23 protein-coding genes are annotated in these 25394 nt (G+C 45.6%); 19 read left to right on the forward strand and 4 right to left on the reverse strand.

The genetic code is table 11. The features are described 5' to 3' along the window. The 14 genes from bamA to RDU59_07990 all read left to right on the forward strand — a co-directional run bounded on the left by bamA (position 1) and on the right by RDU59_07990 (position 15923). Positions 1-2643: an outer membrane protein assembly factor BamA gene (gene bamA, locus RDU59_07925; GenBank protein ID MDQ7838405.1), complete on the forward strand. Its 2643-nt coding sequence runs from the start codon at positions 1-3 to the stop codon at positions 2641-2643. Positions 2644-2744: 101 nt separating this feature from the next. Beyond that, on the forward strand, positions 2745-3782 hold the full coding sequence (gene lpxD, locus RDU59_07930) for a UDP-3-O-(3-hydroxymyristoyl)glucosamine N-acyltransferase (GenBank protein MDQ7838406.1): 1038 nt from the start codon (positions 2745-2747) through the stop codon (positions 3780-3782). Positions 3783-3784: 2 nt separating this feature from the next. Next, positions 3785-4234 (forward strand): 3-hydroxyacyl-ACP dehydratase FabZ, encoded by a 450-nt coding sequence (fabZ, locus tag RDU59_07935; protein ID MDQ7838407.1) that lies wholly within the window; start codon positions 3785-3787, stop codon positions 4232-4234. 104 nt (positions 4235-4338) lie between these two features. After that, positions 4339-5115 carry an acyl-ACP--UDP-N-acetylglucosamine O-acyltransferase gene (gene lpxA, locus RDU59_07940; GenBank protein MDQ7838408.1) on the forward strand — a complete coding sequence of 259 codons (777 nt, stop codon included), beginning with the start codon at positions 4339-4341 and terminating at the stop codon, positions 5113-5115. Beyond that, positions 5112-5915, forward strand: coding sequence for a UDP-2,3-diacylglucosamine diphosphatase LpxI (gene lpxI, locus RDU59_07945; protein ID MDQ7838409.1), 804 nt, complete (start codon positions 5112-5114; stop codon positions 5913-5915). Before lpxA ends, lpxI begins: the two co-directional genes overlap by 4 nt. A 100-nt stretch (positions 5916-6015) precedes the next feature. Continuing rightward, positions 6016-7014, forward strand: a complete 999-nt coding sequence (locus RDU59_07950; protein ID MDQ7838410.1) for a Gfo/Idh/MocA family oxidoreductase — start codon at positions 6016-6018, stop codon at positions 7012-7014. Next, on the forward strand, positions 6995-8152 hold the full coding sequence (lpxB, locus tag RDU59_07955; protein ID MDQ7838411.1) for a lipid-A-disaccharide synthase: 1158 nt from the start codon (positions 6995-6997) through the stop codon (positions 8150-8152). The genes RDU59_07950 and lpxB overlap by 20 nt, the downstream gene beginning before the upstream one ends. Next, complete coding sequence (gene msbA / locus RDU59_07960) at positions 8122-9882, forward strand: lipid A export permease/ATP-binding protein MsbA (GenBank protein MDQ7838412.1); 1761 nt, start codon at positions 8122-8124, stop codon at positions 9880-9882. The genes lpxB and msbA overlap by 31 nt, the downstream gene beginning before the upstream one ends. Positions 9883-9935: 53 nt before the next feature. Next, complete coding sequence (locus RDU59_07965; GenBank protein MDQ7838413.1) at positions 9936-11258, forward strand: 3-deoxy-D-manno-octulosonic acid transferase; 1323 nt, start codon at positions 9936-9938, stop codon at positions 11256-11258. Positions 11259-11260: 2 nt separating this feature from the next. Then, positions 11261-12490 carry a tetraacyldisaccharide 4'-kinase gene (gene lpxK, locus RDU59_07970; GenBank protein MDQ7838414.1) on the forward strand — a complete coding sequence of 410 codons (1230 nt, stop codon included), beginning with the start codon at positions 11261-11263 and terminating at the stop codon, positions 12488-12490. Then, entirely contained in the window at positions 12490-13713 is a 1224-nt protein-coding gene (gene waaF / locus RDU59_07975; GenBank protein ID MDQ7838415.1) for a lipopolysaccharide heptosyltransferase II, read from the forward strand. The genes lpxK and waaF (RDU59_07975) overlap by 1 nt, the downstream gene beginning before the upstream one ends. A 163-nt stretch (positions 13714-13876) precedes the next feature. Then, a complete protein-coding gene (locus tag RDU59_07980; protein ID MDQ7838416.1) occupies positions 13877-14482 on the forward strand; it encodes an HAD family hydrolase in 606 nt (201 codons plus the stop codon). A 109-nt stretch (positions 14483-14591) separates the two neighbouring features. Continuing rightward, a complete protein-coding gene (gene waaF, locus RDU59_07985) occupies positions 14592-15638 on the forward strand; it encodes a lipopolysaccharide heptosyltransferase II (GenBank protein ID MDQ7838417.1) in 1047 nt (348 codons plus the stop codon). A 120-nt stretch (positions 15639-15758) separates the two neighbouring features. Further along, positions 15759-15923, forward strand: coding sequence for a Trm112 family protein (locus RDU59_07990; protein ID MDQ7838418.1), 165 nt, complete (start codon positions 15759-15761; stop codon positions 15921-15923). Between the two features lie 170 nt (positions 15924-16093). Here RDU59_07990 and rfaQ read toward each other — a convergent pair whose 3' ends face one another. Genes rfaQ through RDU59_08005 form a run of 3 tightly spaced genes read right to left on the reverse strand, consistent with a single transcriptional unit; the run spans position 16094 to position 18923 of the window. Next, positions 16094-17188 carry a putative lipopolysaccharide heptosyltransferase III gene (gene rfaQ, locus RDU59_07995; GenBank protein ID MDQ7838419.1) on the reverse strand — a complete coding sequence of 365 codons (1095 nt, stop codon included), beginning with the start codon at positions 17186-17188 and terminating at the stop codon, positions 16094-16096. An 8-nt stretch (positions 17189-17196) separates the two neighbouring features. Continuing rightward, positions 17197-18111 carry a glycosyltransferase family 2 protein gene (locus tag RDU59_08000; protein MDQ7838420.1) on the reverse strand — a complete coding sequence of 305 codons (915 nt, stop codon included), beginning with the start codon at positions 18109-18111 and terminating at the stop codon, positions 17197-17199. Between the two features lie 26 nt (positions 18112-18137). Beyond that, positions 18138-18923 (reverse strand): glycosyltransferase family 2 protein, encoded by a 786-nt coding sequence (locus RDU59_08005; GenBank protein ID MDQ7838421.1) that lies wholly within the window; start codon positions 18921-18923, stop codon positions 18138-18140. Between the two features lie 527 nt (positions 18924-19450). Here RDU59_08005 and RDU59_08010 point away from each other — a divergent pair. Then, positions 19451-20443, forward strand: coding sequence for a class I SAM-dependent methyltransferase (locus tag RDU59_08010; GenBank protein MDQ7838422.1), 993 nt, complete (start codon positions 19451-19453; stop codon positions 20441-20443). On the opposite strand, the gene RDU59_08015 is transcribed toward RDU59_08010, so the two are convergent. After that, entirely contained in the window at positions 20407-21168 is a 762-nt protein-coding gene (locus RDU59_08015) for a DUF268 domain-containing protein (GenBank protein ID MDQ7838423.1), read from the reverse strand. The two genes, RDU59_08010 and RDU59_08015, sit on opposite strands and share 37 nt — an antisense overlap. 238 nt (positions 21169-21406) lie before the next feature. On the opposite strand from RDU59_08015, the gene RDU59_08020 reads away from it, so the two are divergent. The 4 genes from RDU59_08020 to RDU59_08035 are packed head-to-tail and all read left to right on the forward strand — an operon-like array spanning position 21407 to position 25387. Then, the gene (locus RDU59_08020) at positions 21407-22669 is read left to right on the forward strand and encodes an O-antigen ligase family protein (protein ID MDQ7838424.1); all 1263 of its coding nucleotides are present in this window, start codon (positions 21407-21409) and stop codon (positions 22667-22669) included. Positions 22670-22704: 35 nt separating this feature from the next. Beyond that, complete coding sequence (locus RDU59_08025) at positions 22705-23844, forward strand: glycosyltransferase family 4 protein (GenBank protein MDQ7838425.1); 1140 nt, start codon at positions 22705-22707, stop codon at positions 23842-23844. After that, positions 23845-24468, forward strand: a complete 624-nt coding sequence (locus RDU59_08030; protein ID MDQ7838426.1) for a hypothetical protein — start codon at positions 23845-23847, stop codon at positions 24466-24468. It abuts the gene before it with no gap. Between the two features lie 19 nt (positions 24469-24487). Beyond that, a complete protein-coding gene (locus RDU59_08035; protein MDQ7838427.1) occupies positions 24488-25387 on the forward strand; it encodes a glycosyltransferase family 2 protein in 900 nt (299 codons plus the stop codon). Positions 25388-25394: the final 7 nt, after the last annotated feature.

The following is a 25394-nucleotide window of genomic DNA, read 5'->3' on the forward strand; positions in this document are numbered from 1 at the left end:
ATGAAGATATTTTTAAGGTCATTGATCCTGTTTTTCATGATGAGCTCTATTTTTCAACCGGCCATAGCCGCAGAAAAAAAGACTATAGCGGCTGCGCCTTTTATCGTGCACAGTAAAGAAGACATCAGTTCCCTGGTCGTTTCGATGGAAAAGAACCTGATGTCTGCTCTGGCATCAGCGGGCTTTGAAGTGATTGAACCGGCCCGGGTAGTCGGGGAGATCGACAGAAGCAGGCTTTTTGATGCCAAATATATGCGGGATGCGGCAGGGAAGCTGGGGGCGGATTGCATCGTATGGGGCAGCATTACTAAAATCGGCCAGCGTCTGAGCCTGGATGTCTGGCTGCTTGAGGTCGCCGGCACTAAAGGTCCTATGCCACTTTATGCCGAAACCACCGGGGCCGAACAATTGGATAAGGCGCTGCATAAGATAGTGGGCAACATCCAGTTCGCCGTCTTAAAAAAAGAACGTATAGGAGAGGTCTTTTTTTCCGGTAATCGAAGGATTGAATCTGAGGCCATCCGTACCCATATCAAGTCCAAACCGGGCGATATTTTTAACAAGGACAGGTTGAGCGAAGATATGCGCTCCATTTTTGCGATGGGTTATTTTACAGAGATAAATATCGATGTTAAAGACTCTCCGGAAGGGAAAATTGTAACCTTTATGGTTACAGAAAAGCCGGTTATAAAAGACATCAAGGTAGAAGGGAATATCGGTGTCGAAACGGAGAAAGTAAAAGAAGTAATCAGCGTCCGGACAAACTCAATTTTAAAGCTCAAGGATATCCAGGAGTCCGAGGAAAAGATCAGATCTCTCTATCGGGAGAAAGGTTATTACGGAACACTTCTGGATCACAAGTTATCAGACCTGCCTAATAATGAGGCTATACTGACCTTTTCCATTAAAGAAGGCGAAAAGGTGCATATAAAGGAGATCCGGTTCGTTGGAAACAAGGTCTTTGGCAGCAAGCAATTAAAAGATATGCTGGAAACTACGGAAAGGGGGTTTTTATCCTGGCTCACATCCTCCGGCATTTTAAACCGGGATGTTTTGGAGCGTGATTTATCCAAGATAACTTCATTTTACTATAACAACGGGTATATCGAGGCCAAGATCGGAGAGCCTGAGATCGAACACAAGGAGAAATTCATATTTATCACTATCCCTATAGAGGAAGGGTCTCAATTTACAGTGGGGTCGGTGGATATTGAGGGTAAGCTCATAAAGCCAAAAGAGGAGTTGCTGTCGATATTGAAGATTCGCCAGGAAAAGACCTACAGTCGTGATGTCTTAAGGAAGGATATCCTGGTCTTAACAGATGTCTATGCGGACGCCGGTTATGCCTATGCCGAGGTCGCACCCGAGATCGCCAAGGATGATATGGGGAAAAAGGTAAATATAACTTTTTTTATTCAGCCCGGGGGAAAAGTCCATTTCGATCGTATAGAGATATCCGGGAATACCAAGACGCGGGATAAGGTTATAAGACGTGAACTCAGGATAGCGGAAGGAGATCAATTTAACGCCGAAGGCCTGCGTAAGAGCAATCAGAGGTTGCAGAGGCTTGGCTTCTTCGAGGATGTGAATATAGCCCCGGTCAAAGGCACTGACGAAACTAAAATGGACCTCAACGTCGAGATTAAAGAAAAGCCTACCGGGGCCTTCAGTATAGGCGGCGGTTACAGCTCTGTGGAGCACTTTATTGGTATGGCCGAGATATCACAGCGAAACCTTTTTGGCCGCGGGCAGGAGTTGAGTCTGCGGGCTCAAACCAGCAGCCGTTCCACCCGTTATAACCTTAGTTTTACCGAGCCTTATTTTCTTGATACCAAACTGGCCACCGGCGTCGACCTTTTCAACTGGGAAACGGAGTACGATGATTATACCAAGAAGAGTACCGGCGGAGGATTAAGGCTGGGCTATCCCTTAACCGACAATCTGAGGGTATTTGGCGGTTATAGATTCGAAGATGCCACCATGTCGGACGTTAGTTCCACAGCCTCATGGGTGATAGTTGAGTCCATGGACATCCATGTAACCAGCTCCTTAAATGCCGCTATAGAGAGGGATACACGCAACAGTTACGTCGATCCCACTGCCGGGTCGATAAACAGCTTTTCCATCGAGTATGCGGGCGGATTCCTGGGGGGTGACAGTGCTTATACTAAGTACACGGCCAAATCAGGCTGGTACTATCCGCTTTTCTGGGATACAGTGGGGCACATTAACGGGGCTATAGGTTATGTGAAGGAGAATCCGGACGGTAAGCTGCCTGTATATGAAAAGTTTTATCTGGGCGGTCTAAATTCAGTGCGCGGTTTTAAGTTCGGTGACATCAGTCCTATCGACCCGGCCACCGGTGAGCGCATAGGCGGCGAGAAGATGCTGCTCTTCAACGTTGAGTATATATTTCCCCTGATAAAGAAGGCCGGGCTAAAGGGTGTGGTCTTTTTTGATGCCGGTAACGCCTTTCGGGAAGAGGACAGTTACAACCTGACCGACCTCCGAACCAGCGTTGGTTTCGGTTTTCGCTGGTTTTCACCCATTGGGCCGCTGCGCCTGGAGTGGGGTTATAACATAGACCCTGAGCCGGGTGAAAAATCGAGTAGCTGGGATTTTACAATTGGAGGAGCCTTTTAAATAAGCCCTCAGCGATCAGCATTCAGTTATCAGCTATGATGGGTGCACCTGTGGGATCTGAAGCTGAGGGCTGACGGCTGATCGCTGAAAGCCCTTACGTAATGAAAACACTAAAAGAAATAGCCGAATATTGCCATGGGTCACTGGTAGGAGACGGCGATCTCATCATCACCGGTATAGCCAGCCTTGATGAGGCCACAGACGGCCAGATCAGTTTTGTCGCCCAGAGAAAATACCTGACAAAGATGGAAACCTCCCGGGCATCGGCTCTCATTGTGCCTATGGAGGTGACCGGGGCCCGTGTACCCATTATAAGGACAGAGAACCCTTATCTGGCCTATGCCCGGGCAGCCGCCCTTTTCAGCGCCAGGCCATTTGAGGCAAGGGGTATAAGTAAAGAGGCCTGGATGGGCAAAGACTGCCGGATTAATCCCAACGTCAGCATATATCCCTTTATCTATATTGGAGACAATGTGCGGGTTGATTCGGGAGTTACCATTTATCCCGGCGTGTATATCGGAAACGAGGTTTCTATCGGCGAGAGGAGTACTGTCTATCCGAATGTAACCATAATGGATAGGTGTATTATCGGCGCGCGGGTCATAATACACAGTGGTGTGGTAATCGGCAGCGATGGTTTTGGTTATGCCAGGGACGGGGCTAAACATGTTAAGATCCCGCAACTTGGCATTGTGCAGATTGATGACGAAGTAGAGATTGGCGCCAATACCGCTATCGACCGGTCTGCCCTGGGAAAGACGTGGATTAAGCGTGGCACAAAGATTGATAATCTGGTCCAGGTGGCTCACAATGTGATAGTCGGAGAAGACACGCTTCTCATTTCTCAAGTGGGTATTTCCGGCAGCGTGGAGATCGGCAACAACGTCATTCTGGCCGGCCAGGTAGGAGTGGCCGGACACATTAAAATCGGCGACCGGGTTATGGTCGGGGCAAAATCGGGCGTGCCGGGTTCCCTGCCGGAAGATTCGACAGTCTCCGGCATCCCGGCCATTTCGCACCAGGAGTGGTTAAAAGCCAGCGCTGTCTATCGACGTTTACCCGATCTTCTTAAAGAAGTCCGTAATCTTAAGAAGAGAATCGCCAACCTGGAAAAGAACGCAGGGGGACATGAGAAATGAACATGGAAACAAACAAGATAAATATCAGAGAAATATTGAAGATATTACCGCATCGGTACCCATTTTTATTGGTAGATAAGATCCTGGAGTGCAAATCGGGAGAATCGATAAAAGGCCTTAAGAATGTCACTATTAACGAACCATTTTTTCAGGGCCACTTTCCGGGTCAGCCGATCATGCCAGGGGTGCTGATTTTAGAGGCTATGGCCCAGGTAGGGGGGATACTGGCCTATCTTTCCAACGAGGAGGAAATGAAAAACAGGCTGTTTTATTTTATCGGCCTGGATAAGGTTCGTTTCCGGAAGACGGTAGTCCCCGGAGATCAGATTGTCTTTGATTTAACCATGCTGAAACGAAAAATGAAGGTGTACATGATGGCCGGCCGGGCCACGGTCGACGGCAAGCTGGTGGCTGAAGCCGAGCTGATGGCTGCTATGTCGGATGAAAATTAGCAATCAGCGTTCAGCCATCAGCTCTCAGTAAAATATCAAGGCACACGATATCTTAAGCTGAACGCTGATAGCTGAGTGCTGATAGCTATAGAAAAGGAGATCACATGAAGATTCACCCTACAGCTATTGTCGATACAAACGCTGTTTTGGCAGAGGGTGTCGAGATCGGTCCTTATGTCATAATTGGCAATGATGTAAAGATCGGGGCCCGGACTACAGTTGGTCCCCATACTACCATAGAGGGCTGCACCACTATCGGTGAAGACTGCAAGATAGCGCAATTTGCGACTATCGGTGCGGCTCCCCAGGATATGAAATATAAAGGGAACCCTACCGCGGTTGAGATTGGCAACGGCAATATTATACGGGAGTATGTCACCATTCACAGGGGGACAGAAAACGGTGGAAGAGTCACCCGGATCGGCGACTATAACTTTTTGATGGCCTATACACATATAGCTCATGACTGTAAGATCGGAAGCCATGTTATTTTCGCTAACTGCGCCACCTTGGGAGGGCACGTGGAAATCCAGGATCATGCCATCCTGGGCGGCCTGGTAGCTGTCCACCAATTTTCCCGTATCGGAGGTTATGCCTTTGTGGGTGGTTTATCCGGTATCATTAAAGACATCCCGCCTTACGTTATAGCTTCAGGGGAGAGGGCCAAGCTCTTTGGTATAAATATTATCGGCTTAAAGAGGCATAATTTTTCGCCCGAGGTCATAGATGCCCTGAGGGCGGCTTATAAATTAATAGTCCGTTCGCCGCTCACTCTTAAAGAGGCCGTTGAAACCGCAGAAAAAGAGGTTTTGCAGGTGCCAGAGGTTCAATACTTTATCGATTTTATTAAGAACTCCAAGAGGGGCATTCCAAGAAAATGACCAGGAAAATCGGGATCATCTCGGGCAGCGGCAGGTTCCCGCTCATTTTTTCCGAGGCGGCGCGCCGGGAAGGTTTTGAGGTCATAGCTATTGCGCACAAAGGAGAGACCAGGCCGGAACTGGCTGAGACTGTAGATAAGATTTTCTGGCTAAAGTTGGGCCAGTTGGGGAAGATAATCGATATCTTCAAGCAAGAAGGGGTGCGCGATGTGGTCATGGCCGGGGGTATAGATAAAAAGAATATCTATAGAAAGGTTTGGCCGGATCTGAAGGCCATTTCTGTATGGTCGAGGTTAAAGAACCGGCTGGATGACGGCATCTTGCGGGCATTGGCCGGTGTCCTGGAGGAAGAGGGCATAACAGTCCGCGAATCAACCCTGTTTCTCCGGTCTCTTCTGTCGCCGAAGGGTGTTTTGACCCGGCGTAAGCCCACGGAAGAGGAGATGAACGACGTAGAATTCGGATGGAAAGTGGCCAAGGAGATCGGTGGACTTGATATCGGGCAATGCATTGTGGTTAAAGACCTGGTCGTTCTGGCAGTGGAAGCCATCGAAGGGACGGATGAAACTATCCGGCGGGGCGGGCAACTGGCTAATAAAGGGGCGGTCGTGGTAAAAGTTCTTAAACCGAAACAGGATCTTCGTTTTGATTTACCGGCGGTTGGTCTTCAGACCATCCGCACTATGCAGGAGGTACGGGCCTCCTGTCTGGCCGTCGAATCGGACAAGGTATTGATTTTTGAAAAAGAGGAGATGCTGCGGGAGGCCGACCGCAGTAAAATTGCCGTTATTGCCCTGTAAACTTATTGTAAATTATTCACCGCAGAGACGCAAAGAACGCTAAGGAAAGATACAGTTTTTCTCTGTGCCCTTTGCGGTGAAATTCATTTTCGGAGAGGTTATGCAGAAAGTTAAAGTCGGGGTTGTAGGTGTAGGCTATTTAGGCCAGTACCATGCCGAAAAATATGCATCTATGGCAGAGGCCGATCTGATTGGGGTAGTGGATATCGACAAAAAACGGGCCCATGAAATTGCAGAAAAATATGGAGCTAAACCCTATACTAACTATAAGGATCTCATCGGAAAGGTTGAAGCGGTAAGTGTGGTCGTCCCCACCACTCTACACTACCCGGTCGCCGGCCATTTTCTCAGACAGGGGATAGACGTTTTACTTGAAAAGCCCATGACCTGTACCCTATCCGAAGCAAGCCGGTTGATTAAACTGGCGAAGGCAAAAAATCTTATCTTGCAGGTCGGCCATCTGGAACGCTTTAACCCGGCGGTAGTGGCCTTAAGGGACCACCTTGAGAATCCGCTTTTTATCGAGTCTCACCGGCTTTCAACTTTTAAGGGCCGGGGAATCGATGTGGACGTAGTCCTGGACCTCATGATACATGATATTGATATTATCTTGAATATTGTCAAATCAAAGCTTAAGAATATCCATGCGGTCGGAGTGCCGGTTATCACGCCTAATACAGATATAGCCAATGTGCGTCTGGAATTTGAAAATGGCTGTACGGCCAATGTCACGGTAAGCCGCATCTCTAATAAAAATATGCGGAAGATCAGAATATTCCAGCCCAACGCCTACCTGTCCGTCGATTATGCACGAAGGGAAATCGTAGTTATTAAGAAAACTACCCAAAACGGTATGTATGGTTTCCCGGGCATTGAGGAACAGGTCGCTTCTTTTCCTGAGAGTGACTCTCTGGCAGAAGAACTCAGGGCCTTTGTCTCTTCTGTCCGAACCAGGAAGCCGCCGGTTGTTTCAGGCGAGGATGGCCAAAGGGCCCTCCATGTGGCCTTAAAGATTATGAAACAAATAAATCGGACTATAGGGAACCTTGGTCGCTCACTAAATATGTCCTTGCCGGAACATGCCTGCCGGGTCAGCTAAAAACATTCTCATAGTAGCCGGGGAGGCCTCCGGTGATATGCACGGGGCCAGTCTGGTCCGGGCCGTGCATGATATTAATCCCGAAATAGATTTTTGGGGGCTGGGCGGGGAAAAGATGCGCGAGGCCGGGGTTAAAACACTCCTTGATTCTACCCGGTTGGCCGTAGTAGGCATCTCCGAAGTATTCACACATCTATGGCAGATTGTTCAGGCCCAGCGTATTTTACGAAAGGCCATGCGTGATAAGCGGCCGAATCTGGTTATACTGATTGACTATCCGGATTTTAACCTCCTCTTAGCGGCCAAAGCCAGGGGCCTGGGAATTCCGGTTATGTACTATATAAGCCCGCAGGTATGGGCCTGGCGCAGCGGGCGGGTCGGAAAGATAAAACGGCTTGTAAATAGAATGGTGGTTATCCTCCCTTTTGAGGTAGAGTTTTACAGTAGGTATCAGATGGAGGTGGATTTTGTCGGGCATCCACTTCTGGATATAGTTAAGCCGGCCCTGGATGACGAATATTTTTACAAACATTTTGAGATTGACCGCAGCCGGCCTGTTGTTGGCCTCTTTCCCGGCAGTCGGTGGCAAGAAGTAAAGAGCCTCATGCCTTCTATTATGGACGCAGCCGGGAGATTAAAAAAACAGATTCCGGGCATCCAGTTTGTCCTGCCCCTGGCTCCAACTATCGATAGAAGATGCGTTGAGGCCTTTATTCATCCAACAGGGCTTAACGTTAAGGTTATTGAAGCTGGGACCTATGATACTATGAAGGCGGCTCGTGCCGTTATCGCCGCTTCGGGTACGGTAACCCTGGAGGCGGCTATTATAGGTGTGCCTATGATAATCGTCTATAAGGTTTCGAGATTAAGTTATCTTGTGGGAAAAATAATGGTAAGGGTATCCCATATTGGCCTGGTCAACCTGGTGGCCGGTCGAAGGATCGTCCCTGAACTGGTCCAGGAAGAGGCTAACGGCCAGAGGATAGCGGAAGGGGTTTATAAAATTATAGTGGATGATAAGTATTACCAGACTGTGAAAAATGAACTTGAAGGAGTAAAAAACAGGCTGGGCGGACCGGGTGCATCTGCTCGTGTGGCGGAAATTGTATGTCAATTTATAAACGTCTATTTAACTTAATCGTTCCTTACTGGAAGAGAATGGCCGTAGCCATGATCTGCATGGTGGGAGTGGCCCTTCTTACCTCGGCCACGGCCTATGTAGTAAAGCCCATGCTGGATGAAGTCTTCTTTAAGAAAGACATGACCATGATCCATTTGATTCCGCTGGCCATAGTTTTTCTTTTCTTGAGCAAAGGTATTTTTTACTATGGTTATTTTTACCTTATAAACTCCGTGGGACAAAAGATTGTGGCAGATCTCAGGGAAGCGGTATACAGGCACTTAAATTGCCTATCCCTATCCTATTTCCATCGTACGCCAACCGGCGTCCTTATCTCACGAGTTCTAAACGACGTAGGCATGATTCAGGGTGCGGTTTCAAATGTCGTTGTTAGCACGTTAAAAGATGCTTTTACTGTAATCGGATTGACTTTTGTTATCTTTTATCAGGACTGGAGATTGGCGCTTATAGCCATGACGATATTTCCTGCCGCAGTAATTCCTATCGTTAAATTCGGCAGAAAACTACGTAACATCAGCACCAAAAGCCAGCAGATTGTTGGAGATGTAACTGTATTACTGCATGAGGGTATTACCGGCAGTCGTATCGTAAAGGCTTTTACTATGGAAGAGTATGAAATCAAGAGATTCAGAAAGCAGATTAAAAGACTTTACGACATCATTATGAGCGACGTTAAGGTAAAGGCTGTCGCCCATCCCCTTATGGAATTATTGGGTGGTATTGGAATTGCCTTTATAGTGTGGTACGGAGGCTTACAGGTCATAAAAGGCACCTCAACGCCGGGTACATTTTTTTCCTTTCTAACAGCCCTGATAATGCTGTATGAACCGGTGAAAAACCTCAGCGGCGCCAACAGTGCGATACAGCAAGGGGTAGCCGGCGCTATCCGGGTCTTTGACCTTTTAGATACTCCCCCTGAGATAAGAGACAAAGAGGGTGTTGTAGCGCTACCGCCTATCCGGCAGCATATTGAGTTTAAAAATGTATCCTTTAAATATGACGAGGCAGTTGTACTCAGGGATATAAATCTTAATGTGAGGGCCGGTGAAATCCTGGCCATTGTCGGGATTAGCGGCGGAGGCAAGACCACGCTGGTCAACCTTATTCCCCGCTTCTATGACGTAACCGATGGCGCAATTTATATTGACGGCACAGACATCAGAGACGTTACCATCTCTTCCCTCCGTTCCCAAATAGGCATAGTGACCCAGCAGACAATCCTCTTCAATGACACGGTACGTAACAACATAGCCTATGGCGACGTCAGGAAGTCGGAAGAAGAGATAATAGCGGCCGCTCGTGCCGCCTATGCCTACGATTTTATTGAGAGGTTACCTCAGAGATGGGATACCGCAATCGGTGAACAGGGAGTCAGGCTCTCAGGTGGCGAAAGGCAGCGGATTTCCATCGCCAGGGCGCTTCTTAAAAATGCGCCTATTTTAATTCTGGATGAAGCCACATCTTCTTTGGACACTGAGTCTGAACTTGAGGTGCAGAAGGCCCTGGATAATTTGATGCAGGGAAGGACCACCCTGGTAATTGCACATCGGCTCTCCACTATTCGAAATGCCGACCGGATTATCGTCATCAAGGATGGCGCCATCGTAGAAGAAGGAAAACATGATGAGCTTTTGGCCTTGGGCGGCGAATATCGTAAATTGCACGATATGCAGTTCCGGGATGAATCAGATCTCACCGCAGAGAGCACAAAGGATACAGAGAGCTAATAGCTGATAGCTGATAGCTGATAGCTGATAGCTGATAGCTGATAGCTTGTGACATGTTTATACTGTATAACATCTTACAATTAACGTTCCTTACTATATGTCTGCCAATTATCCTGCTTAAAATAGCTTTTACGCCAAAGTACAGACAGAGGATTTTAAACCGGCTGGGGCTACGCCCCCCTTCCATGAATGCGGTAAATGACTCCGGCCCCAGGATATGGATCCACGCCCTGTCCGTGGGTGAGGTGATGTCTTCAACAGCCATGGTCAGGGGGATGCGGCGGCGATTTCCGGATTGGGTGATAATTTACTCTACCTCCACAGCCACAGGCGCGGGTATCGCGCGGCAAAAACTCGGTGACATGGTCGATTACCTGATTACTTATCCCCTCGACCTGTTCTGGTCGGTGCGGCAGGTAGTTAAAGGCATCAGGCCTGACCTTTTTGTCCTGATTGAGACCGACCTGTGGCCCAATATGCTGAGCGCCCTTTCACGCCGTGGGACACCGATTATTTTGCTTAATGGCCGTATATCCGGGTCTTCTTTTATTCGCTATAAAAGGTTCAGCCTGTTTTTTGGCCCTATTTTTTCTTTAATAGACAAAATTGCCATGCAGTCACGCGCCGACGAAGAAAGGATGATAGAGCTTGGAATAAGTCCCCGGAAGATATACAGGGTCGGTAACCTGAAATTTGATCAGGAAGGCGTTCAGGTCGGAGAAAAGGAGACCGGGGAGTTAAGACGTAATCTGCACATACCTCCTGGAAGTAAAGTCGTTATCGCTGGCAGTACCCACGCAGGAGAAGAGGAGATAATCCTTTCGGCCTATGGTAAGTTAATTTTTACTTATCCTGATCTCTTTCTCTTAATGGCTCCACGAGACCCGGGACGGGCGGACGAGGTGAAGAGGCTGGCCCAATCTGCTGGCCTTGAGGCCTATAAAAGGACTGAACTCCCGGGGTTGCCGGAAAGTAACACGGTTCAGGTAGTTGTTCTTGATACCCTTGGGGAACTTTCGAAATTATATGCCCTGGCCACGGTAGCCTTTATCGGCGGCAGTCTGGTGCCGAAACGGGGACATAACGTCCTGGAGGTCGCTGCCCATGCCAAGCCGGTCGTATTCGGGCCTCACACAGAGGATTTTAAAGAGGCGGCAGCGGCCCTGATAAAAAGGGGTGGTGGCTACATGGTGAATAGTGAAAACGAACTTGTAACTATTTTAGAACTTATCCTGTCTAACGATGTTTTGGCCCAAAAGGCAGGGGAGAGGGCCTTTCAGGTGATTGAGGAAAATAGAGGCGCAGTGGAGAAGGCCGTTGACCTTATTTCCAAGACCATAACTCGCAACCCGCACCTCGCAACTCGTAACTCGTAACAATGCTTAATTATCTCTTATCACCTCTTGGCTATCTGTACGGCCAGATCATGAGATTGAGAGCAAAACTTTATGACTTTGGTCTCTTTAAGACTCGGAGTCTGCCCTGCCGGGTCATCAGCATTGGCAACCTGACACTGGGGGGCACGGGAAAGACGCCCCTGACTATATGGCTGGCCAGATACCTAAAGGACAAGGGTCAAAAGGTTGCCATAGTGAGCCGGGGTTATAAGGCAAAAAATAAGGGATCCGTATCCATCGTCGCTGACGGTCAGCGCACCCTTCTTGGTCCGGATGAGGCCGGAGATGAGCCGTTCATGATGGCCAGCAGTCTTCCGGGTGTTCCGCTTCTTATCGGTAAAAAGCGGTTCCCGGTGGGGATGAGGGCCATAGAAGATTTTAGCCCCGATGTGGTCTTGTTTGACGATGGCTACCAACACCTGGGATTGGCCAGAGATCTAAATCTCCTTCTTCTCCGGACGGTCAAACCCTTTGGAAATGGGCGTGTATTTCCGGCCGGAACTTTACGCGAACCCCTTTCAGCGCTTAAGCGTGCGGATGCCTTTATTTTGACCTATGCGGAGGAAGACTCCGGGTCTGTCATGGAGGAACAACGGCTCTTTTTGCAAAAAAGATTCCCCGATAAACCGGTTTTTGTAAGCTACTGTAAGCCGATTTCATTTTATTTATTAAATGAAACACACATCTCGCATGGCGACACACCTGTCTGCGTGCAACGCACAGGCAGAAAGGACAATGAAAATAATCCCCCCTCACCCCCCTTTAGTAAAGGGGGGAATACGTTCAGCCCCCCTCTGGGAAAAGACGGGAACCACCCGTCAATTCCCCCCTTGGAAAAGGGGGATACAGGGGGATTTTCAGATGAAAAGGCATCACATAACCTATCAGAACTAAAAGGAAAGAAGGCCCTTGCCTTTTGCGGTATAGCCCATCCCGAGTCTTTCCGGAATATGCTGATTCGTTTAGGTATTGATCTGGTTGATTTTATAGCTTATCGTGACCACTATGATTATCATAGAGGTGACCTGGAAAAGATCGAGGAGAGGGCCGCCGGGAAAGGCGCAGAGTTTATAATCACTACAGAAAAAGACGCCGTTAAAATTGAAAAACTGATTGAATTAGGGATGTCGATCCCTATCGGTGTCTTAAAGACAGAATTTATCTTTGAGTCTGATTTTGCGTCTTTTATCGATGAGCGTATGGGCATCTAATGCAGCTAAGGCAAGACAAAGACATTAAGAATATCCTTGTCCGATCCACCAACTGGATCGGCGACGCCATAATGACCACCCCGGCCATTCAGGCCATCCGGCAGAATTTCCCCGCTGCGAAGATAAGCATCCTGGCCAAGCCCTGGGTCAAAGATGTCTTTGCCGCCAATCCCTGTATTGATCACATTATTGGCTATGACAGCATGCATAGCCACAAGGGTTTGCGTGGGCAGGTACGTCTGGCCAAGGAATTGGCTGAAAAAGGCTTTGACCTGGCTATTTTACTGCAAAACGCCTTTGAGGCGGCCTGGCTGGCCTATCTGGCGCGCATCCCCAGACGTGCCGGTTATAATACGGATGCAAGGAGTCTTCTCCTGACACATGGCGTCCCCCTGAAAAAAAAGACAAAGAAGATACATCAGGTCTATTACTACTTACGTATGCTGGAAGGTCTGGGCCTGGAGGTGGAGCAAAAGCCGCAGCTCTTTTTAAAACCAGCGCCTGATGATATGGCCTGGGCACAGAAGGCGCTCCTCGATGCGGGTGTGAAAAATGAAACACACATGTCGCATGGCAACACAAAGAACAATGAAACTAATCCCCCCTCCCCCCCCTTTACTAAGGGGGGAGATACGTTAAGTCCCCCTTTGGAAAAGGGGGATACAGGGGGATTTTCAGATGATAATAAACTGATCGGCATCAATCCCGGAGCATCCTATGGCCCGGCCAAAAGGTGGCTGCCGGAACGTTTTGTAGAATTGGCCGGGATGCTTACAAGACAGGCGGATGCCAGGGTAGTCATTTTCGGGACTAATGCGGATAGAAAAGTAGGGGAGGGGGCCTTAGCCGCGGCATCGGGGCGCGTGATCAATATGGCCGGGAAGACCACCCTGGGCCAGGCCATGGCCTTGATGGCCTGTTGCCGGGTCTTCATTACCAACGATTCAGGCCTGATGCACGTAGCCGCAGCCCAGCATATTCCCCTGGTGGCCATCTTCGGCTCTACCAATCCGGTGACTACCGGGCCATTTTCAGACCGGGCCGTGATCGTGCGTAAGGATATAGATTGCAGCCCTTGCCTGAAAACGGTCTGTCCGGCAGACTTTCGCTGCATGAAGGAAATTACAACGGAGGAGGTCTATGAGGCCACGCTATCCTTATTGACCAATTTTGATGATTTCGCAAAAAGTAAAATTTACCGCGGTGCTCGCCGAGAACGCTGAGATAACATTCAGTAGTCAATAGTTAGTAGCCTGTTGCAACGGACTACGGACAACGAAAAATAAGTGCTCAGCAGTGAAAAAGGCTTTTTTACGAAGCCGTCAAGATTGGAATACTTTGCGTTCTTTGCGCCTTTGCGGTGGACTATTACGAGGAGTATAGAAATTGAATATTGGTGTCTTTCTGGATCGGGACGGGACTATTAATGAAGAGATGGGATATATTAATCACCTTTTGCGGTTTCATATCCTCCCGCATGCGGCTGAGGCCATAAGGCTCTTAAACAATAGCGGATTAAAGGTAGTTGTGGCTACCAATCAGTCCGGCCCGGCCCGGGGATATTTCCCGGAGGAGTTGATCGGCGCGGTAAATGACAAGATGATAGATATCCTGAAAGAACAGGATGCGCGCCTCGATGGGATTTATTACTGCCCGCATCACCGCGAGGCCGTTGTTCCTTCTTACCGGGTGGCCTGCGATTGTCGCAAGCCCAGAGCCGGCCTGTTAAAAAAAGCGGCTCAAGAGTTGGCTATTGATCTCTCGAAATCTTATGTGGTGGGCGACCGCTTTCTGGACATCGAGCTTGCCCATAATGCCGGGGCCAAAGGCATCCTGGTACTGACCGGTTACGGCAGAGGGGAGTTGATGTATCAGGGCGACTCAAGTCCTATAAGGCCGGATTTTGTGGCCGAAGACCTTTATGAAGCAGCCCGGTGGATACTCCAGGACATATCATCTCACCGCAAAGACGCAAAGAAGGACCTGAAGTGATAAAAGAAGAAGATAAGAAAGTATTCACCGCAGAGCCGCCAAGGACGCAAAGTTTTTTCTTTGATAACAATATGTTATCTTCGCGGTCTTTGCGCCTTTGCGGTGAGATATGAAGATTCTTATTGTTAAACTAAGCGCTATCGGCGACGTAGTTCATTCCCTGCCTGTCCTCTACGCGTTGCGCCAGAGATTTCCCTCGGCCCACATTGCCTGGCTGGTAGAGGAAGCCGCCTCCAGTTTACTCGAAGGCCATCCTTTGCTGGATCGCCTTATTGTGTCAAAACGCAAAAGCTGGCTTAAGGCCCTCGGCCACGCAGGTAATAGAAAAAGGGCTATAAGCGAGATAAAATCCTTCATTCATGAACTAAGAGATACTGAATACGATATTGTTCTCGACCTGCACGCCCTTTTAAAGAGCGGGCTATTGATCTTTCTCGCCCGGGGCAAGCGAAAAATCGGCTATGCCCGGGGAGATGAAGGCAGTTCTATTTTTTTGAACGAAAAGGTTCCTCCGTATGATATCGAAGAACATGCTATTCTGCGTTACATGAACCTGGCAAGATACCTTGGAGCGCGGCCAAATGGTTATTACTTTCCGATTTCCATCTCAGATGCTGATAGGCATTCCGCAAGACAGATATTAGAAAATGAGAGGATCGCGGGGCCTTTTATGGCCATTAACCCTATAGCCAAGTGGGACAGCAAGCTCTGGGATAAAAAAAGGTTTGCCCTGCTGGCTGATCATTGTATAAAGGAACTTAAGCTCCCGGTTATTTTTACCGGTGGCAAGGAAGATGACGCTGCGATTCAGTCAATTATGGAACAGATGCAGGAGAGGGCGGTTAATCTTTGCGGACGAACCAACTTAAGGGAGCTGGCTCATCTCTACAGCCTCAGTCGGGTGATGGTGACGACGGACACCGGACCTATGCACATTGCGGCCGCCGTAGGGACACCGGTAGTAGCCCTTTTTGGCCCTACCGCCCCCTGGAGAACGGGACCATTTGGGGATGGCCATGTGGTTATTCGCAAGGAGCTGCCCTGTAGTCCCTGCTTCAAAAAAAAGTGTACCGATCCGAGATGCATGAGTACAATCGAGGTGGAAGAGGTTTTGCAGGTGATATGGAACAGGATCAACCTATTGCCAAAGGACTGAAAATATAGTTGGGGAGATTATAATAAATTTTGTTATGTTTTTTTCTGGAAAAGGCAACTTGACAAATATTTTTCTGCGTGTACCAGTCCGCTCAGGCGGACGTCCAATTAAGGAGTTACCATGATTAGCAAGGAACTTTTAGAGATTTTGGCCTGTCCTAAATGTAAGGGCGATGTCAGATTGAACGAGTCGAAAGACGGATTGATCTGTGATAAGTGTAAACTCCTATACGAGATCAAGGACGATATACCTGTCATGTTGATTGACGAGGCAAAAAAGATTTAATAAAATCATCTTGTTAAGTTAATAAAACGTAACTACACACGTTCAAAGTTACAAGGTTCACGGCTAGAAAGCGATGAAGATTGAACGGGTTGAAGATAAGGAAACCAACCGTGAACTGTAAACCAAACAACCCGAATAATTACAATAACAATTTTTTATACTCAGAGATACTACCTCGACGCTAATATATCCATCATCTTTTGAATAGCTCTTTGTACCTTATCCGTTTCTAAGTTATGAAGGCATTTACTCCACCCCATGGAATCACAGCCTTTCTGATGACAGGGCACACAGTCGTCATCGGGGGTGATAACTCTATGGATGTCGCCTGGAGACGCCCAGTCCCTCCAGTCTGAGGGACCATAGATGGTTATGGTGGGAGTGCCCACAGCCGCAGCTATATGAGGAGCCGCGCTATCTACCCCTATATGTAAAAAACTCAGGGCCAGTACTCCAGCTAACTCACCCAATGTGGTCTGGCCTGCGAGACTAAACACTCTTCTGCGGCATTTTTTAACCAATTCAGATGCCTTATCTTTTTCCTCGGGAGAGCCGACGATGACTGTTGGAAACTTGAACTTATCCCATATCCAGTCGATAACTTTAACCCATTTATCATAATCCCATTCCTTGTATTGCCACCTGGAAAAAGGATTCAGTGTGATCCATCGTTGATTGACGTTAAGAATGTTTTGGCGATCGAGTATCTGCCTCGCCCGCTCTTTAACATTTTCAGAAACCCACAATTTGGGGACAATATTTTCCGTATCGATGCCGAATTCTCTCACAATACGGAGGGATTGCTCTGCAGCTCCCAGTGTTTTTTTTGTTGGTACCGGGGGATCGACTACATGGGTAAATAACATATTCCGCCAGAAGGGCACGTCACGGTAAAACATGGACACTCTCACCGGGGCGCCTGTAATATAGGCCATTATTGCCCCCCGATCCCCGGCCCGTAGATCAAAGACAAGGTCAAACTGTTCCTTACGCAAGCCTCTTATAAAGCGTATTTGCTCGATGGCTTTTTTAAAGAAGCTTCCTTTATAACGCCTGACCTCAAATATTTTATGGAGAGACGGATCTTCCTCTAAAATTGTTCCAAAACCTTCCCACACAAGAATAGATACTTTTGCGTCCGGATATTTTTCTTTGACGGCCCATAAGGTCGGGGTAACCCAGACCACATCACCAATATCCCCCAGTTGTATGATGAGGATATTTTTTGTATCTCTTTTTTGAAGAGGTTGACCTTTAATAAACATCTATCCACTCAGGGGCAACCGTTTAAATGCCAGAGTATAAGCTTTGAATTGACTACCCATTTATTTCTTAATTTTTTATTAGTAAAAAACGTGATCAGATTCCCAAACGACGTTAACAACCAATTTATGATGGTACGTACGAAGATAACGAAAGAAACAAGTTGATAGTAGCTATGACTTTTCCATTTTTTGAAAAATTGGTATCTGGAACGATAAAACTCGATCCGGGAACGAACATCCCGACCGATACTCTGTCCCTGGAGATGATAAATAAAGGCTGAAGGGACATGGTAAATCTTCCAGCCTGCAGTTTTCATCTGTAACGCCCAGTCCGTCTCTTCAAAAAAGAAAAAGTAGCGTTCATCGAACATTCCGACTTCATCTATGGCCTGCTTACGCACCATAAGACATGCCCCAATCCCTGAATCAATCTCAATCGGCCCCTTATAATCATATCGCTTGCTTGGATAGCGCTTTGGAAACAAGTATTCGAGGAGGGGCGTATTGAAAAGAAGTGTTAATAAGGTGGGAAAATTTGCTATTGAATTCTGCTTGCTCCCATCGGCGTTTAAAAGTTGTCCGCAGGCCATAGCCGCTTCCAGATGGGCCTCCATGAAAAAAAATAGTTCATAAACGGCATGTTCTTTTAAAACTGTATCTGTATTCAGCAACAATGCATATCGACCCTTCATAATACCAAAAGCTTGGTTATTGGCCGCCCCAAATCCCCGGTTTTCTTTATTTTCTATCACATTAACCTGGGGGAATTCCCCGCGCAGCATGGCCACGCTTCCATCATGAGAAGCATTGTCAACCACGCTGATCTCAAGGGCGATACCTTGTACTGTCCCGTAGATGGAGTTCAGGCAGTTTCGCAGCAGGTCTTTCGTGTTCCAGTTGACGATAATGATTGAAATATCCATTGATGGCCTATGACAAAAAAATCCACTCATTGATCCTTATATGTACGTGACTTACCCTCTCTATTTAATTCAGCTAACTTGGCGTACTTAAAAAATTTATTCACCGAATCGGTAATGGCCAAGGTGAATCCCTGTGCGCCGTCCAGGACCCCAAATTTTAAAAAATAATCCTGTAAAAATGTAAGAACTGCGCGCAGGGCAGCAGACCAGACCGAGGCTTTTCTGCCCTGGTCAAATGCCTCTTGGGCGGCCAAGGCGGAATAATGATCGATCTTGAGTAAAATCTGGCTGAGGCGACTTTCAGTGTAATGCTCTATGGGCACATCCAAGTCCTGCACAGGGCCATTGACCACGATGGATTCGTGAACGTTTGCCGGGGACATTTGGCCGCGATCCTTCTGAAAAAACCTGATAACCCGGTCCGGCCACCATCCGGAGTGCCTGATCCATCGCCCCTGAAAGTAGTTTTTTCTGGGGAAGCTATACCCGGCAATACTTCCTGAATCTTTAGAAACAATATGTTTTATAGCAAGAGCGGTTTCCGGTGGGATTCGCTCATCTGCATCCAGTACAAGGACCCACCGATTTCTGCACTTATCAATGGCGAATTGTTTCTGGAGACCAAATCCCCGCCAGGGTTCGATGAATACGTCGCACCCAAAGTCTGATGCAATTTTTACCGTGTCATCCGTGCTCCCAAAATCCACCACCACAATCTGCCCGGCAAAATCTATGTTTTTGAGGCAATCGGGCAGGTTATTTGCCTCGTTTTTGGTTATGATAGCTACAGAGAAAGGTGTCTTATTGTCCATAAGTTGGCTATTATTTTAGGAATTCGAATAATACTTAACATAGATATAATCTTATTAAAAGAATGATTTTTTTGCTTGGAAAAGACAAAAAACGTCATTATAATCGACAAAACAATTATCGACCACGACACTTGATACGTTAATTAGCTTAGATGGACGCCCCGCATTCTGTAAAAAGATGTTGAAGGATTTGAAGAACAAGTGTTAAGGGGCTTAACCCGCCCGATTTCTTTAATATCTTTTGAAGTTACAAGGGAATTTTTTATGACGCGAAAAATTGTAGAAATTACCTTTTATCAATAGGTCGATTGGCGAATCAAGGATCTATTATTGACAGACTGGGTAGGACCTGAGGAGCTATACAAGAGAGTAAATTCATTGGATGGCGAATTTCTCTGGAGTGATGTATATGTCAAGTTTCTTTGAAACATGCACCCAAGTTATATTCATATTAAATTAAAAGACTTATAGCAAGGTTACCGTATACTTCTGATTTTTGTTTGGCTCGTGTGGAGGAAATCTTTTCTTTGAAAGAGATTGTCGTAGATATCCGCACCTTATTTCATAGGGCAATTGAGCAGTTCGGTTCCGAAACAGGGGCATTAGAGTTTTTGTCCGAGAATCGTTATAACAAAACTATGTTTCCTACAACGGGTCAATATGACTGGTTTTCGGGCCAACTGCTGTATTGCCTGATCCGATACTTGAAGCCGGACAAAATTCTGGAAATGTCTACTGCCTCAGGCTATTCAGCTATGTTCATGGCGATAGCTCTTAAGAAGAACGGCCAAGGTAAACTTGATACCTATGAATTAGACGCAAAAGCTGCAAACGCTGCCGCCAAATTATTCAAACAACATCAATTGGTAGAGTTTGTCAACTTGCATGTGGGGGACGCGAGAAAGTTGTCAAAACCGGGGCCATTAGATTACGATATATATTTCCTGGATAGCCTCCATACAGAGACATTTGCACGCTGGTTCATTGAAACGCATGTAATGCCCACGAACCGGAGAAACGCCTTGTTTCACATGCACGATATTTTGCCCCGTCATGCACGTGTCCGCTGCTGGAATGCACCACCAGTCGAAGGAACACCTCTGGACCCCAATTCTCGATTATCTTGGAACCAAAAGCTTAAACGGGCTATGCGTGCGTTGATAAATCCCAAGCAAGACCAGGATGATGAACAAATCCCTATTCGTGTTTATCCTCCTGCTGAAACAGGGGTACAGACCTATGATGGAAATTGCACAACTGAGGCCATACTGGGAAATGATCTGGCAGCCCTGATGAAACCGGAAGATTATGTCTTTCTCTGTGATATTGCAAACGATTATCCACAACTCTCACCCCGGAAGTATGATTCATGCGCTATTGGTCGAACAGATTGTAACAATGTCCCTATGGAGTGGAATGAGTCTTGGTGGTGTAAGGTGACCGCCCTCAAGGCAGCTTACCATTTTTTGCGATTGCGAAATCATCAGGTTTTGGAAAGCTCAAATATGCCACATCCATAATGACACGAAAAATTGTTTTTGATGGATACTTCTTCTAAGTCGGCATTTGCAATAAGATCGCCACGATCATTTACATAGGAAAAGGCATTGATTTTATATTTATCACCCAGCAAGTTTAACAGATATTCTATGGAAAAAACCCTGTGGGCATTAAATTCAATCCTTTGTTCACCAATAGGTACGGAAAAATAAAGCTTCCCCCGTTTTTTTAGCATCTTATAAATGTTCTCCCAACCTAACAGGTGTCCATTATAGTCCAACCTATCTCCATATCTACCGAGGCCAAAATGTTCCAGCGCATGAAGACATGAGACTGAATCGCAGTAATCTGTTAAATTGAAATTTCTATCCATAAGATCGACACGCCTAAAGCGAATATTTTGAATATTACTATTTAACTCCCTAATATCAAAGACTTCAATTTCTCTAAACGATGCAACATGAGCAACAAAGCCGTCTATTCTTGAGCCAATATCGACGTGTTTAATTGGTTTATTTTTGAATATCTTATGAGCAACTAGCAAGTCCTGATAGAAATAGTGTCCTGATGCGATTCCGCTTTCTTTATACCTGTCCTCTAAACAAGGATACATTCCCCCAAAGGGGAGACCCATTTTTGTTTGTTGTGCCTGTCGTTTGATCTCATAATAATTTTTCAAAAATAGAGGCATTCCCTTCATAAAAACAAAAAATGGCACGCCTTTTATGAAAATTCTGAGACGCATGCGTTGTGACTCCCCAAATCTGGCTGTGCGCTGACCGTAAGCAGGCCAAATGGATACGATATCCATAGAAATAAGAAGTTAGCTGACCGTACTTTACACTTTTCATACCACTACGGTGCCATTAAGACAATGAAATTTATAGGAAAGTATGATATATAACCGGGGTATTCGAGCCGTAGCTCCTCTTATTATAAATTATCAAAAAACGGACTGTATGTACGATATAGCTTAAAGTCCCATGTATCAGTTAAGAAAACTTAAATTAAACGGGAAGGCGATTAACTCGCTCAACATAAGTATTCCTCTGTTAATGGGAATATTCCTATTCTTCAACCCATTTCCCCACACAACTACTATAAAAGAAATTTGTTTTTATCTTTCGGCTTTCATCGTACTTCTGCTTTTGGTTTTTAAAAAGACTGCTTTTTCCTTTAAGACACCTTTATCCATCCCTTTTACATTGTTTGTTCTTTGGAGTTTCTTTGGCCTCTTTTTTGCGCTTGATAAGCCAAATAGCATCCATGATTTTTATGCACATTTACTAAAGTATCTGGCTTTCTATTATCTATTGGTCAATTTTTTTAATACTAAGAAACGGCTCGGAGTTCTAATATGGATCATAATTTTATCAGCAGCGGCTTTTTCAACCTGGGCAATCACTTATTTTTACTTCTTCCTGGGAAATGATATAGCAACCCAACTTGGTCTCGGTTTTACTGAAATCCCAATTAATATTATTGGCATTGTAACCTTATTTGCAATTATCCTGTCATTATACCTTTTCCGCCAGGTAACAAATGTATATCGTAAAACCTTCCTCGTTATTTGCCTAATAATAACATCTCTGGCAACACTTTTAACGCAAACGCGCGGCACCTTGCTTGCTATGGTCTTTTCATTAACTATATTATCTCTGAAAAATAAAAAGGTATTGATGGTTTTTACTGTATCTCTTTTAATCGCTATCGCGTTTTTGCCTGTAAGGCACCGTCTCAACATGGAAAATATTATAAATAAATTACGGGACGATCCTAGAACAGGAATAGCTTATAATTTTATCGAAGTTATTAAAGATTACCCAATCACTGGTATCGGTTTTGGGATGCAAACGTATGCAGATGAAAAGCTTTTAGACAAATACAATGCAAGGGTGCCTACTAACTATAGGCAACCAATTGCTTATAAGGCTCCTCACAACTTATTGATTGATGTGGCCGTTAGACTCGGCCTTGTAGGCCTTGTACTGTATCTCTATATAATATTTGCATTTATCCAAATGGGATGGAAGAAGATTAAATATGGAAAAGACGATTTTATAAGAAGTTGGGGGCGCTGTCTCATGGCTGCATTCGTTGCTGTCTTTATCCAAGGGATGTTTGAAAACACGCACAGTGGCCCGCCTGCGATTGTGCTTTACGCTATTTTAGCTATGATGACCATTTTATGGCGTCTTAATATGAAGTCGGATAATCAACTAGATATCAAATCGGCACCCGGTTGATATTGTTCATTTTACTGCGCTTGTTTTGAAATTGCATGATACCAAATATTCACAAAATAGCCATTGTCATCCCAAAATATGGTTTAGTAGGTGGGGCAGAAGGTTTTGCCGCTGAATTAACTGAAAGGATTGCTCAGGATAAACGATTTGAAGTGCATGTTTTTGCTAATAAATGGCAAAAAAACTCGGAACATATCACCTTTCACCGCGTTCCGATTATTGGTCTCCCCAAGTTTCTGACCACGATTAGTTTCGCGTATTTCGCAGACCGCAAGATATCAAAAATGGCCTTCGATTTGGTCCACGCCCATGACAGGATATTTAATGCCGACATATTTACCATGCACGGTATCCCGCACCGAATCTGGGTCCGTGAAGTGCGCAAAAAACAAACGAGTCTCTTTGATTGCGCAACGGCATGGGTCGAAAAAAAACTGGTCACAAACAAAAGATGCCGGAAATTCCTTGCCGTATCCGACTTGGGCAAGGGAAAATTCTTACAGGAATATCGAGAGGTTGATCCCGATAAAGTTCAGGTCATTCATCCTGGTGTTGATATCCAAAGATTTCAAGGGGTTGATCGGCAGCTTTACCGTCAGGAGATAAAAAGACAATTTGGCATAGGTCTGTCGGATAAGGTGATTTTATTCGTTTCCATGAATTTTGATATTAAGGGCCTCGACAAGCTTATGATGGGACTAGCAAAATTCAAGTCGGAATATCCATCAGAAAAGTTTAGATTATTGGTCGTGGGCAAGGGTGATGCTAATAAATACGGCCGTCTTGCTCAGAATTTAGGAATCAAAGATCATGTAATTTTTACCGGAGTCGTCCAGAAGGAAAACCTTGACAGGATATATCTCGCCTGCGATATCTTTTCCATGCTTTCGAGATTTGATACCTTTGGGATGTCTGTACTCGAAGCCATGTCTGCTTCTTTGCCGGTCATGATTAGCGGAAAAGTAGGGGCAAAGGACCTGGTGAAAGAGGGGGTTAATGGATTTGTTATTGAGAATACAGACAATGCAGGTGAAATTGCTGACAGGATTGCCTTGATGTTTAATGAGGAAGTTAGGTCCAAAATGGGTAAGGAAGCCTTCAAAACAGCGCTCCATAAAACATGGGAAGTGGCAGTGGATAGGGTCTTGAAGGTATATGAAGAGGAGATGTATTAAGTGGGTTATAGAAATTTTAAACGAGAGATAAAAAGAATCTTGCCTGCTAAAGTATGGGATAGATTGTTTTGGATAATTAAAGGAAGACCCATACCCCCTCCCCATTTAGTGAAGCAATGGGTAGTAAAAAAATATGCGGATAGGTTCAAGATTAGAATTATGATAGAAACTGGAACGTATTATGGAGATATGGTTGAGTCGATGAGGAATCACTTTGCATCTATACACTCTATAGAAGTATATAAACCTTTGTATCAAAACGCAGTTAAAAAGTTTGTGGGTCATAATCATATTTGTCTGTATCATGCTGATAGTGGATATATTTTACCAAAAATTTTAAGCAATATTAAAGAGCCGGCTCTGTTTTGGCTTGATGCTCATTATTCGGGAGGAGAGACTGGTAGGGGAGATTTAGACACACCAATCATGAAAGAATTGCAATATATTTTCAGCCATCCTATTAAGAACCATGTCATCTTAATTGATGATGCAAGAAGCTTTATCGGACAAAATGGTTATCCTACCTTGTCTCAACTCAGAGAGTTTGTGGGGGAAAAGTACTCGAACTCAATTTTTGATGTCAAAGATGACATAATACGGATTCATGAAGGGGCAATAGATTAACTATTTAAAACTACATGGGATGGCTGGTTATAAAAAATTAGAAATATCTATCATCATTGTCTCTTATAACACAGTTGACTTGATTGGCGACTGCCTTGATTCAATTGAGGCGTTTAAAGATTGTAGCAGAGAAATATTTGTTGTTGATAATGCTTCAAACGATGGAAGTGCTATTTTCATCAAAAATAATTATCCATCAGTCCATCTCATTGCGAATACCGAAAATAAGGGATTTGCTGCAGCCAATAACCAAGCACGGGAACGGTGCCAGGGACGCTACATCTTCTTCCTTAATCCAGATACAAAGATTGCGCATCCAGAGTGCTTGAAGAAGATGATTTTATTCATGGATGGTAATCCTCATATTGGCCTTGCCGGTACGAAAGTCATCAATCCAGACGGGACGTTACAAGAATCCATATCTTACAGATATCCGGGAGAGAAATACACCACCAATGAGCTATCCGGACTAACAGGTTCTATCGCCTGTGTTCTGGGTGCAAGCATGATAGCACGTTCAGAAATAATAAAAAAAATCGGTGGATTTGATGAAGATTTCTTTCTTTACGGCGAGGATCAGGATATGTGTCTAAGAATTCGAAAGTTAGGATATGAGATTGGGTATAATGATTCTGCTGTGGTCGTTCACTTAGGAGGACGGAGTGAACGAAACTTCGCATCTTCAGATACATGGAGAAAAAAAATTATTGCAGAATATGTCTTTTATAAAAAGCATTATCTTCCTGAAACAATCGAGAAAATCAGCAGAGCACATTTAGTAAAAGCCTGCTGGAGGATAGCAACGCTGAATCTAACGATTCCTTTTATGAAAGACAAGGCAAGGGCAAAGGAAAAACTGATTAAATATCGAGTTATTTATCATACAATAAAGAACGTTGTACATCAATTACCAAGGTAGGAAAATT

The organism is Thermodesulfobacteriota bacterium (assembly GCA_031082315.1).
In the GTDB taxonomy this organism is placed as follows: Bacteria; Desulfobacterota; QYQD01; order QYQD01; family QYQD01; genus QYQD01.

Excerpts from the sequence above, each read along its gene's own strand:
- bamA (MDQ7838405.1), top strand. The coding sequence starts at position 1 with ATGAAGATATTTTTAAGGTCATTGATCCTGTTTTTCATGATGAGCTCT.
- lpxD (MDQ7838406.1), top strand. The coding sequence starts at position 2,745 with ATGAAAACACTAAAAGAAATAGCCGAATATTGCCATGGGTCACTGGTA.
- fabZ (MDQ7838407.1), top strand. The coding sequence starts at position 3,785 with ATGGAAACAAACAAGATAAATATCAGAGAAATATTGAAGATATTACCG.
- lpxA (MDQ7838408.1), top strand. The coding sequence starts at position 4,339 with ATGAAGATTCACCCTACAGCTATTGTCGATACAAACGCTGTTTTGGCA.
- lpxI (MDQ7838409.1), top strand. The coding sequence starts at position 5,112 with ATGACCAGGAAAATCGGGATCATCTCGGGCAGCGGCAGGTTCCCGCTC.
- RDU59_07950 (MDQ7838410.1), top strand. The coding sequence starts at position 6,016 with ATGCAGAAAGTTAAAGTCGGGGTTGTAGGTGTAGGCTATTTAGGCCAG.
- lpxB (MDQ7838411.1), top strand. The coding sequence starts at position 6,995 with ATGCCTGCCGGGTCAGCTAAAAACATTCTCATAGTAGCCGGGGAGGCC.
- msbA (MDQ7838412.1), top strand. The coding sequence starts at position 8,122 with ATGTCAATTTATAAACGTCTATTTAACTTAATCGTTCCTTACTGGAAG.
- RDU59_07965 (MDQ7838413.1), top strand. The coding sequence starts at position 9,936 with ATGTTTATACTGTATAACATCTTACAATTAACGTTCCTTACTATATGT.
- lpxK (MDQ7838414.1), top strand. The coding sequence starts at position 11,261 with ATGCTTAATTATCTCTTATCACCTCTTGGCTATCTGTACGGCCAGATC.
- waaF (MDQ7838415.1), top strand. The coding sequence starts at position 12,490 with ATGCAGCTAAGGCAAGACAAAGACATTAAGAATATCCTTGTCCGATCC.
- waaF (MDQ7838417.1), top strand. The coding sequence starts at position 14,592 with ATGAAGATTCTTATTGTTAAACTAAGCGCTATCGGCGACGTAGTTCAT.
- RDU59_07990 (MDQ7838418.1), top strand. The coding sequence starts at position 15,759 with ATGATTAGCAAGGAACTTTTAGAGATTTTGGCCTGTCCTAAATGTAAG.
- rfaQ (MDQ7838419.1), bottom strand. The coding sequence starts at position 17,188 with ATGTTTATTAAAGGTCAACCTCTTCAAAAAAGAGATACAAAAAATATC.
- RDU59_08000 (MDQ7838420.1), bottom strand. The coding sequence starts at position 18,111 with ATGGATATTTCAATCATTATCGTCAACTGGAACACGAAAGACCTGCTG.
- RDU59_08005 (MDQ7838421.1), bottom strand. The coding sequence starts at position 18,923 with ATGGACAATAAGACACCTTTCTCTGTAGCTATCATAACCAAAAACGAG.
- RDU59_08015 (MDQ7838423.1), bottom strand. The coding sequence starts at position 21,168 with ATGCGTCTCAGAATTTTCATAAAAGGCGTGCCATTTTTTGTTTTTATG.
- RDU59_08020 (MDQ7838424.1), top strand. The coding sequence starts at position 21,407 with ATGTATCAGTTAAGAAAACTTAAATTAAACGGGAAGGCGATTAACTCG.
- RDU59_08025 (MDQ7838425.1), top strand. The coding sequence starts at position 22,705 with ATGATACCAAATATTCACAAAATAGCCATTGTCATCCCAAAATATGGT.
- RDU59_08035 (MDQ7838427.1), top strand. The coding sequence starts at position 24,488 with ATGGCTGGTTATAAAAAATTAGAAATATCTATCATCATTGTCTCTTAT.